The 14,729-nt window shown below is 68.6% G+C and carries 16 protein-coding genes and 1 pseudogene; 9 read left to right on the top strand and 8 right to left on the bottom strand.

Annotation, left to right across the window (positions count from 1 at the left end):
- Nucleotides 1-42: 42 nt before the first annotated feature.
- Nucleotides 43-1,017, bottom strand: a complete 975-nt coding sequence (locus NF20_RS12765) for an ABC transporter permease (protein WP_009975670.1) — start codon at nt 1,015-1,017, stop codon at nt 43-45.
- Nucleotides 1,018-1,165: 148 nt separating this feature from the next.
- Here NF20_RS12765 and NF20_RS12760 point away from each other — a divergent pair, with 148 nt between their 5' ends.
- Nucleotides 1,166-1,657, top strand: a complete 492-nt coding sequence (locus tag NF20_RS12760; RefSeq protein WP_009975672.1) for a beta-class carbonic anhydrase — start codon at nt 1,166-1,168, stop codon at nt 1,655-1,657.
- Between the two features lie 131 nt (nt 1,658-1,788).
- Here NF20_RS12760 and NF20_RS12755 read toward each other — a convergent pair whose 3' ends face one another.
- On the bottom strand, nt 1,789-2,178 hold the full coding sequence (locus NF20_RS12755; protein WP_003875595.1) for a PaaI family thioesterase: 390 nt from the start codon (nt 2,176-2,178) through the stop codon (nt 1,789-1,791).
- Between the two features lie 233 nt (nt 2,179-2,411).
- Here NF20_RS12755 and cysD point away from each other — a divergent pair, with 233 nt between their 5' ends.
- From cysD to NF20_RS12740, 3 genes are read left to right on the top strand one after another with little or no spacing between them, the layout of a single operon-like run.
- On the top strand, nt 2,412-3,341 hold the full coding sequence (gene cysD / locus NF20_RS12750; RefSeq protein WP_003875596.1) for a sulfate adenylyltransferase subunit CysD: 930 nt from the start codon (nt 2,412-2,414) through the stop codon (nt 3,339-3,341).
- Nucleotides 3,341-5,191 carry an adenylyl-sulfate kinase gene (gene cysC, locus NF20_RS12745; protein WP_033710715.1) on the top strand — a complete coding sequence of 617 codons (1,851 nt, stop codon included), beginning with the start codon at nt 3,341-3,343 and terminating at the stop codon, nt 5,189-5,191. Before cysD ends, cysC begins: the two co-directional genes overlap by 1 nt.
- Nucleotides 5,192-5,249: 58 nt before the next feature.
- The gene (locus tag NF20_RS12740) at nt 5,250-5,735 is read left to right on the top strand and encodes an Rrf2 family transcriptional regulator (protein WP_003877278.1); all 486 of its coding nucleotides are present in this window, start codon (nt 5,250-5,252) and stop codon (nt 5,733-5,735) included.
- On the opposite strand, the gene NF20_RS12735 is transcribed toward NF20_RS12740, so the two are convergent.
- Both NF20_RS12735 and NF20_RS12730 read right to left on the bottom strand, forming a co-directional pair.
- Nucleotides 5,732-6,127 (bottom strand): VOC family protein, encoded by a 396-nt coding sequence (locus tag NF20_RS12735; protein ID WP_003877279.1) that lies wholly within the window; start codon nt 6,125-6,127, stop codon nt 5,732-5,734. The genes NF20_RS12740 and NF20_RS12735 overlap by 4 nt on opposite strands.
- Nucleotides 6,128-6,178: 51 nt before the next feature.
- Complete coding sequence (locus NF20_RS12730) at nt 6,179-6,592, bottom strand: VOC family protein (protein ID WP_033710717.1); 414 nt, start codon at nt 6,590-6,592, stop codon at nt 6,179-6,181.
- A 66-nt stretch (nt 6,593-6,658) separates the two neighbouring features.
- Between NF20_RS12730 and NF20_RS12725 the strand changes: the two genes are divergently transcribed.
- The gene (locus tag NF20_RS12725) at nt 6,659-7,537 is read left to right on the top strand and encodes an LLM class flavin-dependent oxidoreductase (protein ID WP_033710718.1); all 879 of its coding nucleotides are present in this window, start codon (nt 6,659-6,661) and stop codon (nt 7,535-7,537) included.
- 61 nt (nt 7,538-7,598) lie between these two features.
- A complete protein-coding gene (locus NF20_RS12720; RefSeq protein ID WP_033710719.1) occupies nt 7,599-8,471 on the top strand; it encodes a tetratricopeptide repeat protein in 873 nt (290 codons plus the stop codon).
- Nucleotides 8,472-8,495: 24 nt separating this feature from the next.
- Here NF20_RS12720 and NF20_RS12715 read toward each other — a convergent pair whose 3' ends face one another.
- Nucleotides 8,496-10,241: an NAD-binding protein gene (locus NF20_RS12715; RefSeq protein WP_050593656.1), complete on the bottom strand. Its 1,746-nt coding sequence runs from the start codon at nt 10,239-10,241 to the stop codon at nt 8,496-8,498.
- Nucleotides 10,242-10,334: 93 nt separating this feature from the next.
- Nucleotides 10,335-10,706, bottom strand: coding sequence for a nuclear transport factor 2 family protein (locus NF20_RS12710; protein ID WP_009975685.1), 372 nt, complete (start codon nt 10,704-10,706; stop codon nt 10,335-10,337).
- 23 nt (nt 10,707-10,729) lie between these two features.
- Between NF20_RS12710 and NF20_RS12705 the strand changes: the two genes are divergently transcribed.
- Nucleotides 10,730-11,335 carry an NUDIX domain-containing protein gene (locus tag NF20_RS12705; protein ID WP_033710721.1) on the top strand — a complete coding sequence of 202 codons (606 nt, stop codon included), beginning with the start codon at nt 10,730-10,732 and terminating at the stop codon, nt 11,333-11,335.
- On the opposite strand, the gene NF20_RS12700 is transcribed toward NF20_RS12705, so the two are convergent.
- On the bottom strand, nt 11,323-11,610 hold the full coding sequence (locus NF20_RS12700; protein ID WP_033710722.1) for a DUF732 domain-containing protein: 288 nt from the start codon (nt 11,608-11,610) through the stop codon (nt 11,323-11,325). The genes NF20_RS12705 and NF20_RS12700 overlap by 13 nt on opposite strands.
- A 196-nt stretch (nt 11,611-11,806) precedes the next feature.
- Nucleotides 11,807-12,535, bottom strand: a complete 729-nt coding sequence (locus NF20_RS12695; protein ID WP_050593657.1) for a hypothetical protein — start codon at nt 12,533-12,535, stop codon at nt 11,807-11,809.
- 101 nt (nt 12,536-12,636) lie between these two features.
- Here NF20_RS12695 and NF20_RS12690 point away from each other — a divergent pair.
- Both NF20_RS12690 and istB read left to right on the top strand, forming a co-directional pair.
- Nucleotides 12,637-13,997, top strand: a pseudogene (locus tag NF20_RS12690) (IS21/IS408/IS1162 family transposase).
- A partial coding sequence (gene istB, locus NF20_RS12685) for an IS21-like element helper ATPase IstB (RefSeq protein ID WP_033717304.1) occupies nt 13,994-14,729 on the top strand: 736 nt, incomplete at its 3' end. The pseudogene NF20_RS12690 and the gene istB, both read left to right, overlap by 4 nt.

Raw genomic sequence — 14,729 nt, 5'->3', positions numbered from 1 at the left:
GGCCCGAAAAGCCGTGAGCACCATCGACATTCGCCTGGGCGGTCATGACACCCGGACCCGCGGATCAAGAGCGGCGTAGAACACGTCCGAGAGCAGACCGGCCAGCAGCACCACCGCGCCGGAGAACAGCGTGATCGCCGCGACGATGTTGGTGTCCTGCGTCGCGACGCCCTGCACCAGCCATTCGCCCATGCCGTGCCAGCCGAAGATCTTCTCCACGAACACCGCCCCGGTGACCAGACCGGCCACCCCGTAGGCGAACAGGGTGGCCAGCGGGATCAGCGCGGTGCGCAGGCCGTGCTTGACCAGCGCGCGCCGGCGGGTGAGCCCCTTGGCGCGGGCGGTGCGAATGAAATCCTGGCCGAGGACGTCGAGCATCGCGTTGCGCTGATAGCGGCTGTATCCCGCCGCGGCGGCCAGCGCCAGGGTCAGCGACGGCAGCACCAGATGCCGCAGCCGGTCGAGCAGCGCGGCGGCCCCACCGGTCACGCCCGGCGACGTCTCACCGGTGTAGTCGAAAACCTGTACGCCCAGGGCCCAGTTGACTCGCAGCGCGGCGAGGATCAACAGGCTGGCGATGACGAAGGTCGGGGTGCTCAGCACCAGCAGCGCCAGCATGGTGACCACGCGGTCGCTGAGGCGGTACTGCCGAATGGCGCCCCACGCGCCGGCCGCGATCCCCGCGACGGTGCCGATCAGCGAACCAATCACCAGCAGCCGCAGCGTCACTCCGACGCGGCGCCCCAGCGAGGCGCCCACCGGCTGCCCGGTGACGGTCTTGCCGAAGTCGCCGCGGACCGCGTGTGAAGCCCAGTGCGCGTAGCGGATTGGGATCGGCTCGTCCAGACCCAGGCTGTGGGCCTTCGCATCGATGACGGCCTGCGGGGGCCGCGGGCTGCGCTGCAACAGGCTGTCCAGCGGCTTGAACGCCACCGACGTCAGGCAGAACGTCAGGAACGACGCCAGCGCCAGCAGGACGAGGTAGTTGAGCAACCGGCGCGCCAGAAAGCGAGTCATGCCCCACCACAGTGCCGCATTGGGACAGGTTAGCCAGACGAACGCGAACCTTCCGATCGTGCTGATTGCCAACGGTGAAAATCAGGTACCCGATTGTTAAGATCCGTCGCGGCGGCAGTCCGCGTAGCAAATTTTCGAGGAGACTGGCATGGCGGTTACCGATGACTACCTGGCCCACAATGCCGGGTACGCGCGCAGCTTCGAGGGACCACTGCCGATGCCACCCAGCAAACACGTCGCGGTCGTCGCGTGCATGGACGCGCGGCTGGACGTGTATCGCATCCTCGGCCTGCGCGAGGGGGAGGCCCACGTCATCCGAAACGCCGGCGGCGTCATCACCGACGACGTGGTCCGCTCACTGGCCATCAGCCAACGGCTGCTGGGAACCCGGGAGATCATCCTGATCCACCACACCGACTGCGGGATGCTCACCTTCACCGACGACGACTTCAAGCGCGGCATCCAGGAGGAGACCGGGATCAAACCGCCCTGGGCGGCGGAGGCCTTTGCGGATCTGGCCGAGGATGTCCGGCAGTCGCTGCGCCGCATCGAGGCCAATCCGTTCGTCACCAAGCACGTCTCGGCCCGCGGATTCGTGTTCGACGTCGCCACGGGCAAGCTCGACGAGGTCAAGCCCTAGACTCGTCCGGCGAGCGTGTAGTCAGCGCGAAAAAACGGCCCGAACGTCACCGTGGGTGCACGCTCGGCCGACAACTTGAGCGCCGGCCGACACAACTTGAGCGCCGGCCGACAACTCGAGCGCCGGCCGGCTCACCCCACCTTGTAGGTGGCCAGCGCCTTGGCCACCAGCGTGCCCTGCGGGTCGACGATCTCGGCCTCGCAGTTGACCAGCGACCGGCCCCGCCGCAGCACCCGGCCGACCCCGATCACGTCGCTGGCCCGGGCCGGGGCCATGAAGTCCAGGGCCATCGACACCGTCACCCCGCGCAGCTGCGGCGGCGCCTGGGCGCCGCACCACGCCGCCGCCATCACGGTGAGATCGGCCAGCGTGGCGATGGCGCCGCCGTGCACCATGTCGCCGATCGTCACGTTGGAGGGATCCCAGGGCAGCCGCAGCCGGACCTCGTCCTCGTCCAGCCGCTCGGCCACGATGCCGAGCTTGACGACGAACGGCGACTGGGGCAGGAACTGGGCGATCACCTCGCGACCGCTCGGGGCGGCGGCCGATTCGGAAGCGGAAGAAGTGGAAGAAGTCATCCGCCCATGTTTTCGCACCGCGCCCCGCCGGCAAAGCACCGCGCCCACTCGGCGTGACGGTGACGCCGCCCGCGCCGGAGTTGACAGCGCCGGCGCCGGCTGGTCTCATAGATCGTTAAGATGCCAAATATAGTCAGTTCTACCAGGTTTTATCTCCGACGTTGCCGAAGGAAGCCATGACCGCTGATCTGCAGACGGCGCCCGCCGCCGGACAGTACGAATTGAGCCATCTGCGCTCGCTGGAGGCGGAGGCGATCCACATCATCCGTGAGGTCGCCGCCGAGTTCGAGCGCCCGGTACTGCTGTTCTCCGGCGGCAAGGACTCGATCGTCATGCTGCACCTGGCGTTGCGGGCCTTCCGGCCCGGACGGCTGCCGTTCCCGGTGATGCACGTCGACACCGGGCACAACTTCGACGAGGTGATCGCCACCCGCGACGAGTTGGTCAAGCAGCACGGCCTGCGCTTGGTGGTCGCCTCGGTTCAGGACGACATCGACGCCGGACGGGTGGTCGAGCCGAAGCAGGGACGCAACCCGATCCAGACCGTGACCCTGCTGCGCGCCATCCGCGAGAACAAGTTCGACGCCGCGTTCGGCGGGGCGCGCCGCGACGAGGAGAAGGCCCGCGCCAAGGAGCGGGTGTTCAGCTTCCGCGACGAGTTCGGGCAGTGGGATCCGAAGGCGCAGCGGCCCGAACTGTGGAACCTCTACAACGGCCGGCACCACAAGGGCGAGCACATCCGGGTGTTCCCGCTGTCCAATTGGACCGAATTCGACATCTGGTCCTACATCGGCGCCGAGAACATCGCGCTGCCGTCCATCTATTACGCCCACCGGCGCAAGGTGTTTCGCCGCGACGGCATGCTGCTCGCGGTCGACCGGAACATGCAACCCAATCCCGACGAGCCGGTGTTCGAGGCGACGGTGCGGTTCCGCACCGTCGGGGACGTCACCTGCACCGGCTGTGTGGAATCGCAGGCGGCCACGGTGGACGAGGTCATTGCCGAGACCGCGGTGTCCCGGCTCACCGAGCGCGGGGCGACCCGGGCGGACGACCGGATCTCGGAGGCCGGCATGGAAGACCGCAAGCGGCAGGGGTACTTCTGATGGCCGCCCCAACCACGCTATTGCGTTTGGCCACTGCGGGATCCGTCGACGACGGTAAGTCCACGCTGATCGGCCGGCTGCTCTACGACTCCAAGGCCGTGATGGAAGACCAGTGGGCGGCGGTGGAGCAGACCTCGAAGGACCGCGGCCACGACTACACCGACCTGGCGCTGGTCACCGACGGCTTGCGGGCCGAACGCGAGCAGGGCATCACCATCGACGTCGCCTACCGCTACTTCGCCACGCCCAAGCGGAAATTCATCATCGCCGACACGCCCGGCCACATCCAGTACACCCGCAACATGGTGACCGGCGCGTCGACCGCGCAGCTGGTGATCGTGCTGGTCGATGCGCGGCACGGCCTGCTGGAGCAGTCCCGCCGGCACGCCTTCCTGGCCTCGCTGCTGGGCATCCAGCACATCGTGCTCGCGGTCAACAAGATGGACCTGATCGGTTGGGACAGAGAGAAATTCGAGTCCATCCGAGACGAATTCCACGCCTTCGCCGCGCGCCTGGACGTGCACGACGTGGCCACCATCCCGATTTCGGCCCTGCACGGCGACAACGTGGTGACCAAGTCGGATCAGACACCCTGGTACGAGGGGCCGGCGCTGCTGTCGCACCTCGAAGAGGTGTACATCGCCGGTGACCGCAACCTGGTCGACGTGCGGTTCCCGGTGCAGTACGTGATCCGTCCGCATACCCACGAGCATCAGGACCACCGCAGCTACGCCGGTACCGTCGCCAGCGGCGTGATGCGTCCCGGCGACGAGGTCGTGGTGCTGCCGGTCGGCAAGCGCACCCGGATCACCGCGATCGAGGGCCCGAACGGCCCGGTGCAAGAAGCGTTCCCACCGATGGCGGTGTCGCTGACCCTGGCCGACGAGATCGACATCTCGCGCGGGGATCTGATCGCGCGCACCCACAACCAGCCCAGGATCGCCCAGGATTTCGACGCGACGGTGTGCTGGATGGCCGACAACACGACGCTGGAACCGGGCCGCGACTACGTCATCAAGCACACCACCCGCACCACGCACGCGAGGGTGACCGGGCTCGACTACCGGCTCGACGTCAACACGCTGCATCGGGACAAGACCGCGGCGGCGCTGAAACTCAATGAGCTGGGCCGTATTTCGCTGCGCACCCAGGTGCCCCTGCTGCTCGACGAGTACACCCGCAACCCCAGCACCGGCTCGTTCATCCTGATCGACCCGCACACCAACGGCACGGTGGCCGCGGGCATGGTGCTGCGCGACGCCTCGGCCCAGGCCGCGAGCCCGAACACGGTGCGGCACAAGTCATCAGCGATCGCCGCGGCGCGGCCCCGCGGCAAGACGGTGTGGTTCACCGGTCTGTCCGGTTCCGGCAAGTCGTCGGTGGCCATGCTGGTCGAGCAGAAGCTGCTCGAAAAGGGTGCGCAGGCTTATGTTCTCGACGGCGACAACCTTCGGCACGGGCTCAACGCGGACCTTGGTTTCTCCATGGCCGACCGGGCGGAGAACCTGCGCCGGCTCGCGCACGTGGCGGCGCTGCTGGCCGATTGCGGCAACGTCGTGCTGGTTCCGGCGATCAGCCCACTGGCCGAGCAACGCGAATTGGCGCGCAAAGTGCACGCCGACGCCGGCTTCGACTTCATCGAGGTGTTCTGCGACACCCCGATCGAGGAATGCGAAAAGCGTGACCCCAAGGGTCTGTACGCCAAGGCGCGGGCCGGCGAGATCACCCAGTTCACCGGCATCGACAGCCCGTATCAGCCGCCGGCGAACCCCGACCTGCGGCTCACCCCGGACGGCACCGTCGAGGAGCTGGCGCAGCGGGTGATCGACCTGCTGGAATCACGCGGGTAGCCCGCCGGGTCAGCCAGGCTGCATCGAAATCGCCGCTCCGGGTGGCACAATCCTGAGGGTGCGGATGTCAGCGAAGGCGGAGTACGCCGTGCGGGCGATGATCCAGCTCGCCACGGTGCCCGACGGGACGCTGGTCAAGACCGACGATCTGGCCCAGGCGCAGGGCATTCCGCCGCAATTCCTCGTCGACATCCTGACCAATTTGCGCACCGATCGGCTGGTGCGCAGTCATCGCGGTCGCGAGGGCGGCTACGAGTTGGCCCGCCCCGGCAAGGACATCAGCATCGCCGACGTGCTGCGCTGCATCGATGGGCCGCTGGCCAGCGTCCGCGACATCGGGCTGGGCGACCTGCCCTACTCGGGGCCGACCGCCGCGCTCACCGACGTCTGGCGGGCGTTGCGGGCCAGCATGCGGTCGGTGCTGGAGGAAACCACTCTGGCCGACGTCGCCACCGGAAGCCTGCCCAAGCATGTCGCGCAGCTGGCCGACGACTACCGCAAGCAGGAAAGCCAGCGGCACGGCACCGCGCGCACCGGCGACTAGTTCGCCGCGCCCGACCCGTACGGGCGGGTGAGGATCTCCATGGCGTGGCCGGAGGGATCCAGGAAGTACACCCCGCGCCCGCCGTCGTTGTGGTTGATCTCGCCGGGACGCCGGGCGCCGGGGTCGGCCCAGTGTTCCAGGCCGCGGGCGCGGATCTTGCCGTAGATGGTGTCGAACTCTTGCTCGGAGACCAAGAACGCGTAGTGCTGGCGCGGGATGTCCGCGCCGTCGGGGGCGTCCGCGTAGTCCAGGCTGGCGCCGTGGTCGAGTTCGACGACCATGAAGTGGCCGAACGGTTTTGGGCCGGGCAGGTCGAACAATTCGGCGAGAAACTCCGCGGATTCCCGTTTGTCGCGTGAGGCGACGATGGTGTGGTTGAAGCTGATGGTCATGATTCTGTCCAGTCAACCACCGCGCGGCCGCGGCGACAATGCGCCGGGCGGCTACTTCGGGGCGGTCAGCTCCAGGGCGATGTTGTCGGGATCGCGGAACTGCAGGATGTAGGCCGGGCCGATGTCCTTGACCGGCTCGTGAGCGACGCCAAGCCCGTCCAAATGCGCTGCGGCCGCATCCAATTCGTCCCTGCTGTCGAGCCGGAACGCGATGTGGTCCAGGCCGGTGCGGTCCTCGTCGAAGCGGTCGGTGGCCACCGGCCGCAGCCCCAGCAGCGTGCCGCCGAGGTCGTAGATGACACCGCCGAACAAAAAGCTCAACTGCTCACGAGTGGACGCGTCGGCGTTGTCGGGCACCTCCAGCAGCACCGGCCAACCGAACACGCTCTCGTAGAACCGCCGTGACCGCTCGATGTCGGTCACGGTCAGGCGCACATGCGCGATGGAGGTGTTGGTCAGACCCATTCGCCCCATGGTTCCACTGAAGGGCCGAATGTTAAACATGCCAGAATCGCCGTCGTGCGGGTAGCGATGACCATGCCGGTGATGGAGCCGGATCTGGACGCGACGGTGCTCGAGACCTGGGCGCGCACCATCGACGAGGGCCCGTTCTCGTCGCTGTGCTGGGGCGAGCGCATCGCCTTCGACAACCCGGACAGCCTCACACTGCTGGGGGCGTTGGCCGCCTGGACCGAGCGGGTCCGGCTGCTGACCACGGTGATCGTGCCGCAACTGCACGACCCGGTGCTGCTCGCCAAGGGGCTGGCGACCGGCGACCTGCTCAGCGGCGGTCGGCTGAGCGTGGGCATCGGCGTGGGCGGTCGGCAGGAGGACTACCACGCCGTCGGCGCCGACCCCGCGACCCAGACGATGCGCGGCATGGCCGAGCGGGTGGCGGTGATAAAGCGGGTGTGGGCGGGCGAGAAGCTCACCGAATCCGTGCGGCCGGTCGGGCCGGCGCCGGTGCAGCCCGGCGGACCGCCGCTGTTCGTCGGCAGCATCGGACCCAAGACCATTCGCAGCGCGGCCGCTTGGGCCGACGGGCTGGCCGGCACCACGCTGGACCTCGACGTCGCCAAGCAGCGCGAGCTGTTCGACGTGACCCGCGACGCCTGGGCGCGGGCCGGCAAGCCCGCGCCCCACCTGATCACCTCGTTCTGGTTCGCGTTCGGCTCGCCCCGGACCGCCCGCGAGCAGGTCCACCGCCACCTGCGGCGCTACATGAACTGGATACCGGCCGACTACGTCGACGCCATGGCGCCGATGACGGGCTGGGCCGGTGACGAGGACGAGCTGGCAGAGGTGCTGCGCAAATTCGCCGAGATCGGGGCCGACGAGGTGCAGCTGATCCCGACCAGCTCGGACGTCGGCCAGCTGCGCCGTGCGGCCGACGTCGCCGCCCGGCTGTAGCCGGGTCCGGGCGCGTCGGGGTGAATTGCCGGGCCGGCGCGGCGGCGATTTGATTGGTGGCATGACGCAGCAGGAATTGCCCGCCCCGCTGGCCGAACTGACCGGGCTGTTGACCGAGTGCACGAACAAGGGCGATTTCGTGGGGGCCGCGCGACAGGCCGGAGAGCTGGTCACGCTGTGCCGGGCAACGCTGGGCGAACGCCATCCCACCGCCCTGGAACTCAAGGTGTCGCTGGCCACCCTGCAGCTGCGGGCGGGCGAGTGCGCGGTGGCCTACGAGGAGTTCGAGCGGTTGATACCCGACCTCGTCGAGGTGCTCGGCCCCGATCATCTGAGCACCCTGACCGCGCGACACCTGTTGGCCAGTCGACAGCAGGCCGCGTTGTCGTCGCTGGCCGAATGGTCGCAGCTGTTCGCCGACGAACAGCGGGTCTGGGGCGCCGACCACGAGAACACCCTGGTGGCCCGCGAGAAGATCGCCGAGAAGCGTTGGGAGATAGGCGATTTCGTCGGCGCGATGGCCGAGGGCGAGCAGGTGCTGGCCGCGCGGCGCCGGGTGCTCGGCGCCGATCACACCGACACCCTGGGCACGCAACTGATGTTGTCGATCTGGCGGGGCCGCGCCGGCGACGTCCCCGCGGCCGTCGCCGAGCTGGAGCCGCTGATCGGTGAGCTGCGCGAGAAGCTGGGAGACGACCACGCGCACGTGCTGATGGCGCGGCACATGTTCACGCTGTGGGCGCCGGAGCGGGCCGGTGTCACCGACGCGGTCGCGGCGTGGGAGGCACTGGTCGAGGAGGAGAGCCGGGTGCTCGGTGACGAGCACCCGGTGACCCTGGCGGCCCGCCTGGAGCTGGCCGGATGGTGCGCCCGGCGCGACGGCCAGGCGGGCGGCGCCGGCGCCCAGGGGTCGCTGGACTGGTCGGCGTCATGACCCGCATCTGCCGTGCCGCGGCCCTCAGGTCGTCGCCTTGTCCGCGGTCCGCTCCTCGTTGGCGGGCTGCTGGGGCGGCTGCCCCTTGCGCAGCGTCTCCAGCAGCTCGCGATACGGACCCACCAGGTAGACGGTGTCGCCGGCCCGGAGCCAGGCGTCGCGGCGGGGATGCAGCTCGACGGGCGTGTCCCGACGAGTGATCGCGATGACCCGGGTCTGGGTGGACATTTCGAACATCCGCAGCCCGTCGAGCTCGCTGCCGGCCGCCACGTGCATGGCGCCGACCATGAAGGACCGCTGCCCGACCGAGAACGTGCCCAGCACCTGCAGGCCCATCGCGGCGCCGATGAACCAGGGCGCCGCCAAGTCGACGGTGGATCGGACGTTTTCGAACCCGAACCGCTTGGCCACCGCATCGCCCAGGGTGCGGTCATAGATGCGCAGCACGATCGGCACGTCGGGCCGGTTCACCTCGGGCATCACCCGCGGCCCCAGCATCTCGCGCAGCACGATCCCGATCTCGATGTTGACCATGTCGTCCTGGGTCAGCACCGCGACGGCCCGGGCCCGGTCGACCCGGGCCGACTCCAGCGTCTGGCGCAGCGTCGCATCCCCGAAGATCACCGGCACGTCGAGTTCGGCCGCGGTGGACAGGAACCGGTTGTTCTCGTCGCGCTCGATCACCGCGACGTCGTAACCGGCGGCGGTCAGGTCGGCGACGACGCGGCTGCCGAACGATCCCAGCCCGACCACGATGATGTGGTTGCGCAGATGGCGTGCCCGCCGCAGCCCGGCCGACTGCAGAAAGCGCCGCGACAGCAGCAGGTCCGCCAGGAACGCGACGAGCAGCGCGGTGGTCGTCACGCCCGCGAACATCAGGCCCACGGCGAAGATTCGCAGCCAGGCGGACTGGTGGGCGAAGGTGAACTCGCCGTAGCCCACCGTGGTGATGGTCTCGGCGGTGAAGTACAGGGCGTCCAGCCAGGACAGCCGCGGCTTGGTGTAGGAGAAGTGCACGATGACCGTGGACACCAGCAGCAGGGTGAGTGCGAGCAGGATCGCGGGGAACAGCATCGGGTTGACGTCGTCGCGCATGGCGCGGGCGGCGTCCAACACCCGCCGCAGCCACGTCTGGCGAGAACGGGTCGCGGGGGGCCGCGGTGTTCTGATGCCGCGCGCGGCCAGTTCGTCGGCGCTGCCGATCATGGCGGTCCAGTCGCCGGCGCGCACCCGGTGGTCCCGGCCGGGACAGGGCACCACCTCGCCGGGGGTGGCGCCGTCGTTGCCGTGGATCACCGCCACCGGCGCCAGGTCGCCGTAGATCTCCCGGAGCGTCGCGTCGCGGGGTGCCTCGGCCCCCGACACCAAGAAGTCGATGCCGGCCGCCCGGACCGGGTGGGTGCTGCTCGACAAGCAGGCCTCGACGACCGAGGGCGCGGCGAGGTCGGCGACGTCGAGGATGGCGCCGGGGCCGTTGTCGGCGGCCACCGCCCCGCGCAGCACGTCGTTGCCCAACCGGGCGACCACCCGCACGTGCGGGTTGGTTTTCCTTGCCAGCAAGGCGATTTCGAGATTCTTGGCGTCGTCGCGCCCGGCGCACACGATGGCGCTGGCGCGGGCGAGGTCGGCGCCGGCGAGTTCCTCGCTGGGCAGCTTGACGATGGTGGCGCCCGCGCGGTTCAGTTCCTCGGCGATGGTGGTCGCCAGCACGTCGTCACCGCTGACGATGATGTGGCGGCGCGGACTCATCCGGGGTGAGTCGTCACGCATAACCCCACCTCTTGATGACATTGGCGCTCACGGTGTTGCTACGACTATCGGGCACCATGCCGATTGACGCCAGTGCGACGCGGTAAGGCGGTGCTAGAGGACCTGGACGTCGGTCGGGGACCAGAACGCGCGCATCGCCGTGATCTTGGCGTCCTCGTCGAACGACATCGTCGAGATGGGCGAGATGCGGGTGCGGGTGTCGCCGGCGTCGAGCGTGAGGTGCCACAGGAAGGCGGCTTCGCTGCCGGAGACCCGCAATTCGGCGAGTTCGGTGTCCTTCTTGGCGTCCTGGAATCCCGCATAGAAGGCCCGGATCGCGTCATGCCCGCGGCGAATGTCGGCTCCGATCGGATCCTCGATGGTGGCGTCGGCCGCGTACAGGGTCACGATGTCGTCGGCGGTACCGGTGGCGACGAGCGCCAGGTAGCGATTCACGGTGTCGGTGATGGCTTCTGCGGACGGCATGAATCGGGACGCTACTCCTGGCCGTGTCGGGTGTGGTGTTCGTCGCGATACTGGGCGGCGTGACTTTCATCGAACGCCTCGCCAGCCGGGAGATCTACCGCAACCCGTGGATGGTGTTGCGCGAGGACGACATCCGCCGCCCGGACGGCAGCGCGGGCATCTACAGCGTGGTCGACAAGCCTTCGTACGCGCTGGTGATGCCCTACGACGGGCGGCGTTTCGGGTTGGTGGAGCAGTTTCGCTACCCGATCGGGGAGCGGCGCTGGGAGTTCCCCCAGGGCACCGCTCCGGAGTTGGCCGACGCCGATCCCGTCGAGCTGGCCCGGCGTGAGCTGCGCGAGGAAACCGGATTGCGCGCAACGACGTTCGAGCCGCTGGGCCGGCTCGACGTGGCCCCGGGGATGAGCAGTCAGCGCGGCTGGGTGTTCCTGGCCACCGGGATCGTCGAGGGTGAAGCCGACCGCGAGCACGAGGAGCAGGACATGCGCAGCGCCTGGTTCTCCCGCGACGACGTCGAGCAGATGATCCGGACGGACGTCATCGCCGACGCGCAGTCGATCGCCGCGTACGGCCTGTTCCTGTTGCGCCCGGAATCAACCGGCGCGCCCGTGACGGATCAGGGGCAGTAGTTGGATTCCGCGGCGCTGACGATGGCCGTGGCGTCGGCGTAGTTGAAGGAACTGTTCAGGCCGGAATGCACATCGGCGGCCAGCTCGTCCGGGGTATTGCCCGCGGCGCGGTCCGAGCAGATCGCGTGGCCCAGCTGAATCAGCGTGGTGTCGCCGCCCGGCTGCCAGGCGACGCCGATCTTCTTCAGTTGGGCGAGGTACCCGTCGTCGTCGGCGACGGCGATCCCGCTACCTACGGTCAACGCCGCAGCAACGACGGCCGGAATGCATAACATGCGTAGCCCGCAAACAGACATGATGCGTGGCTCTTCTTTCGGTGGGGTGCAACCGGCTCAGTATGCGGGCTATGACGCCGGGTTGCGCGCGGAACGGCGCAAACCGCGCAAACGCATTCATGCCCGTCGAGCGGCGCCGTCAGCAAGGCGGGCGTTCGGTGGTGGCAATCCCGTTGCCGCGCAACGGCTCGGACGTTCAGTCCGGCGGCGTCGGGGTCATCGACGCGATGTAATAGGTCTCGTGCCCGCTCGGGTAACCGCCGCCGTCGGTGGCGATGTGGACATGGTCGTAGTGGTCGGCGGTTTCGGAGCCCAGGTCCGCCATCCAGTTGCCCCCGCCGACGCCCGGATAGATCTTCTGCCGCCAGATCACGTGATTGATTCCCCAGCGTTTGGCGTTCGCCAGGGCGTAGCCGGCAATCTGGTTGCCGAGCTCGATGCCTTCGGGGGTGTGGTAGTTCGGGATCATCACGTCGATCGCCAGCCCGTTGGGGTGCCACGGCAACGGGTCTTCCCGATACCCGTAGATGGTCGTGATCTGGGGGAACAGCACGCTGATGGCGCGGGCCGCCCAGATGGTCTTGACCTGCAGCCGGTCCTCGGAGCCCACGCTGTGCGGCAGTGCGAGCTGGAATTGCTGCCCCGCGGACGGGGCGGGTGGTGCCAGGGCCGTCAGCGATTCCACCTCGGCGGGACTGGCGGTGCGCGGAGCGCCGGCCGGCGGTGGGTTCGCGGCGGCGCTGGAGGCGGTGGCGCTGGGGGTGGGCGCCGCCGCCGGTGGCGCGGGGCAGCAGCGCGGCTTGGTGCCCTGGGCGTGGATCATGGCGGCGGAGATGACGAGGGAGGCCGCGACCGCCAGCCATCGGCCGGCGCCCTTGGTGACCACCCGTGACCGCGCTCGCTGAAATTCCCCACTGATGCTCATCGAAATTCCCCATCCGTGTGGCTCCGCCGAGAAGGGCGGGCCTCCTTCGATGCTGCTGGTGTCTGATGCCAGTTGCTTCGTTGAAGGAGGCCCGCTTTCTCATGCTCACATGGGAGGACGATGTGGAAGTACATGCTCTACGCAAACGTGGTTGGACGATCTCGGCGATCGCCCGCCATACCGGGTTCGACCGCAAGACGGTCCGCAGATACCTCACCGGTGAGGGCAAGCCTGGGGAACGGGCCCGGCCGGGCCCGGATCCGTTTGACCGGTTCGTCGACTACGTCACCGCGCGTCTGCTGGAGGACCCGCATCTGTGGGCCCGCACCCTGTTCGATGAACTCGAAGACCTCGGGTTCGGCCTGTCGTATCAGAGCCTGACCCGCAACATCCGCACCCGGAATCTGCGGCCGGTCTGCCAAGCCTGCCGCACTGCCACCGAACGTCCCAACGCGGTCATCACGCATCCGCCCGGGGATGAAACCCAATGGGACTGGCTGGAATTGCCGAATCCACCCGCGTCCTGGGGATGGGGCAAGACCGCCAATCTGTTGGTCGGTTCCCTGGCGCACTCGGGCAAGTGGCGCGCCGCCTTGTCTGCCTCGACCGACCAACCGCATCTGGTTGCGGCTCTGGACCGCGTCGTGCGCGGCCTGGGCGGGGTGAGCCGAGTGTGGCGGTTCGACCGGATGGCCACCGTCTGCGATCCCGGCAGTGGGCGGGTGACGGCGTCGTTTTCCGGAGTGGCCAAACACTACGGCGTGGCGGTGGCTATCTGCCCCGCCCGGCGCGGCAACCGCAAGGGCGTGGTGGAAAAGATCAACCACACCGCCGCCCAACGCTGGTGGCGCACCTTGGCCGACGAGGCCACCGTTGAACAAGCCCAGGCCAGCGTGGACCGCTTCGCCCGGGTGCGTGGTGACACCCGTATCCGGGCTACCGCCGATGGTCGCTCGTCGGTGGCCACCGTCGCCAAAACCGAACCACTGCAACCGGTGCCGACCGTGCCGTATCCGGTGATCGTCACCGAACAACGGACCGCATCGCGGCAAGCGTTGGTGTCCTACCGCGGCAACCGCTACTCGGTGCCCCGGAGCTGGCCGCCGCCGCGGTGGTGGTCAGCCATCCGATCGGCGGTGAGTTCTGCGATATCGCCACCACAGGCGGGATCGTGATCGCGCGGCACCGCATGGCCACCGACGGGCTCGGGGTGATGGTCCGCGACAGCGGGCATGTCATCGCCCTGGACGCCGCCGCGCTGGCCACCGCGGCCACCGGGCGACCGCACCGCCGCAAGGAACGCATCCCACCCGGGCCGGTAGCCAAAGCCGCGGCCGCACAACTCATTCAACTCCAAGACGGTGGTTCCGTTGCTGCCGAACCCTGCACGCCGCCAACCGATTCCACTGTCATCGACCTCTCCGCTTATGAGCGGGCCGCCCAGAAAAGGACCCTGCAATGACCCCCACAGCACGCAGCCCCAAAACCACCCAGGCTGTCGTTGAGTCACCGTCGGCGGCGGCCAGCCGTTATCAGCAGCTGCGCTCGCATCTGGCCGAACTCAAACTGCACGCCGCCGCCGAAGCCCTCCCAGCAGTCCTCGACCAGGCCAGCGCCGACGGCCTCTCGCTCACGGTGGCCTTGGAACGACTGCTCGCTGTTGAGGTCGACGCCACCGCGGCCCGCAAACTGGCGGGGCGATTGCGGTTCGCCTGCCTACCGACCCCGGCCACCCTGGCCGACTTCGATATCGATGCCGCCGCCGGGATCGACCGGGCGTTGATCGATGAGCTGGGCACCTGCCGCTACCTGCAATCGGCGACCAACATTTTGTTGATCGGCCCGCCGGGCACCGGCAAAACACACCTGTCGGTCGGGTTGGCGCGGGCGGCCGCCCATGCCGGCTACCGCACCTACTTCACCACCGCCGCGGATCTGGCCGCTCGCTGCCACCGCGCCGCCATCGAAGGACGTTGGGCCACCACCATGCGGTTCTTTAACGGACCCACACTCTTGGTGATCGATGAACTGGGCTACTTACCGCTGCCGGCCGAAGCGGCCTCGGCGTTGTTTCAGGTTGTCTCCCAACGATATTTGAAGACCTCCATCGTGATCACCACCAACCGCGGCGTCGGCGCCTGGGGTGAAATCCTCGGCGACACTACCGTCGCGGCAGCCATGCTCGACCGCCACC

It is taken from the genome of Mycobacterium sp. MAC_080597_8934 (genome assembly GCF_000523975.1).
In the GTDB taxonomy this organism is placed as follows: Bacteria; Actinomycetota; Actinomycetes; order Mycobacteriales; family Mycobacteriaceae; genus Mycobacterium; species Mycobacterium avium.
The sequence above is the reverse complement of the archived record's forward strand: the minus strand, read 5'-3'. Positions and strand labels throughout refer to the sequence as shown.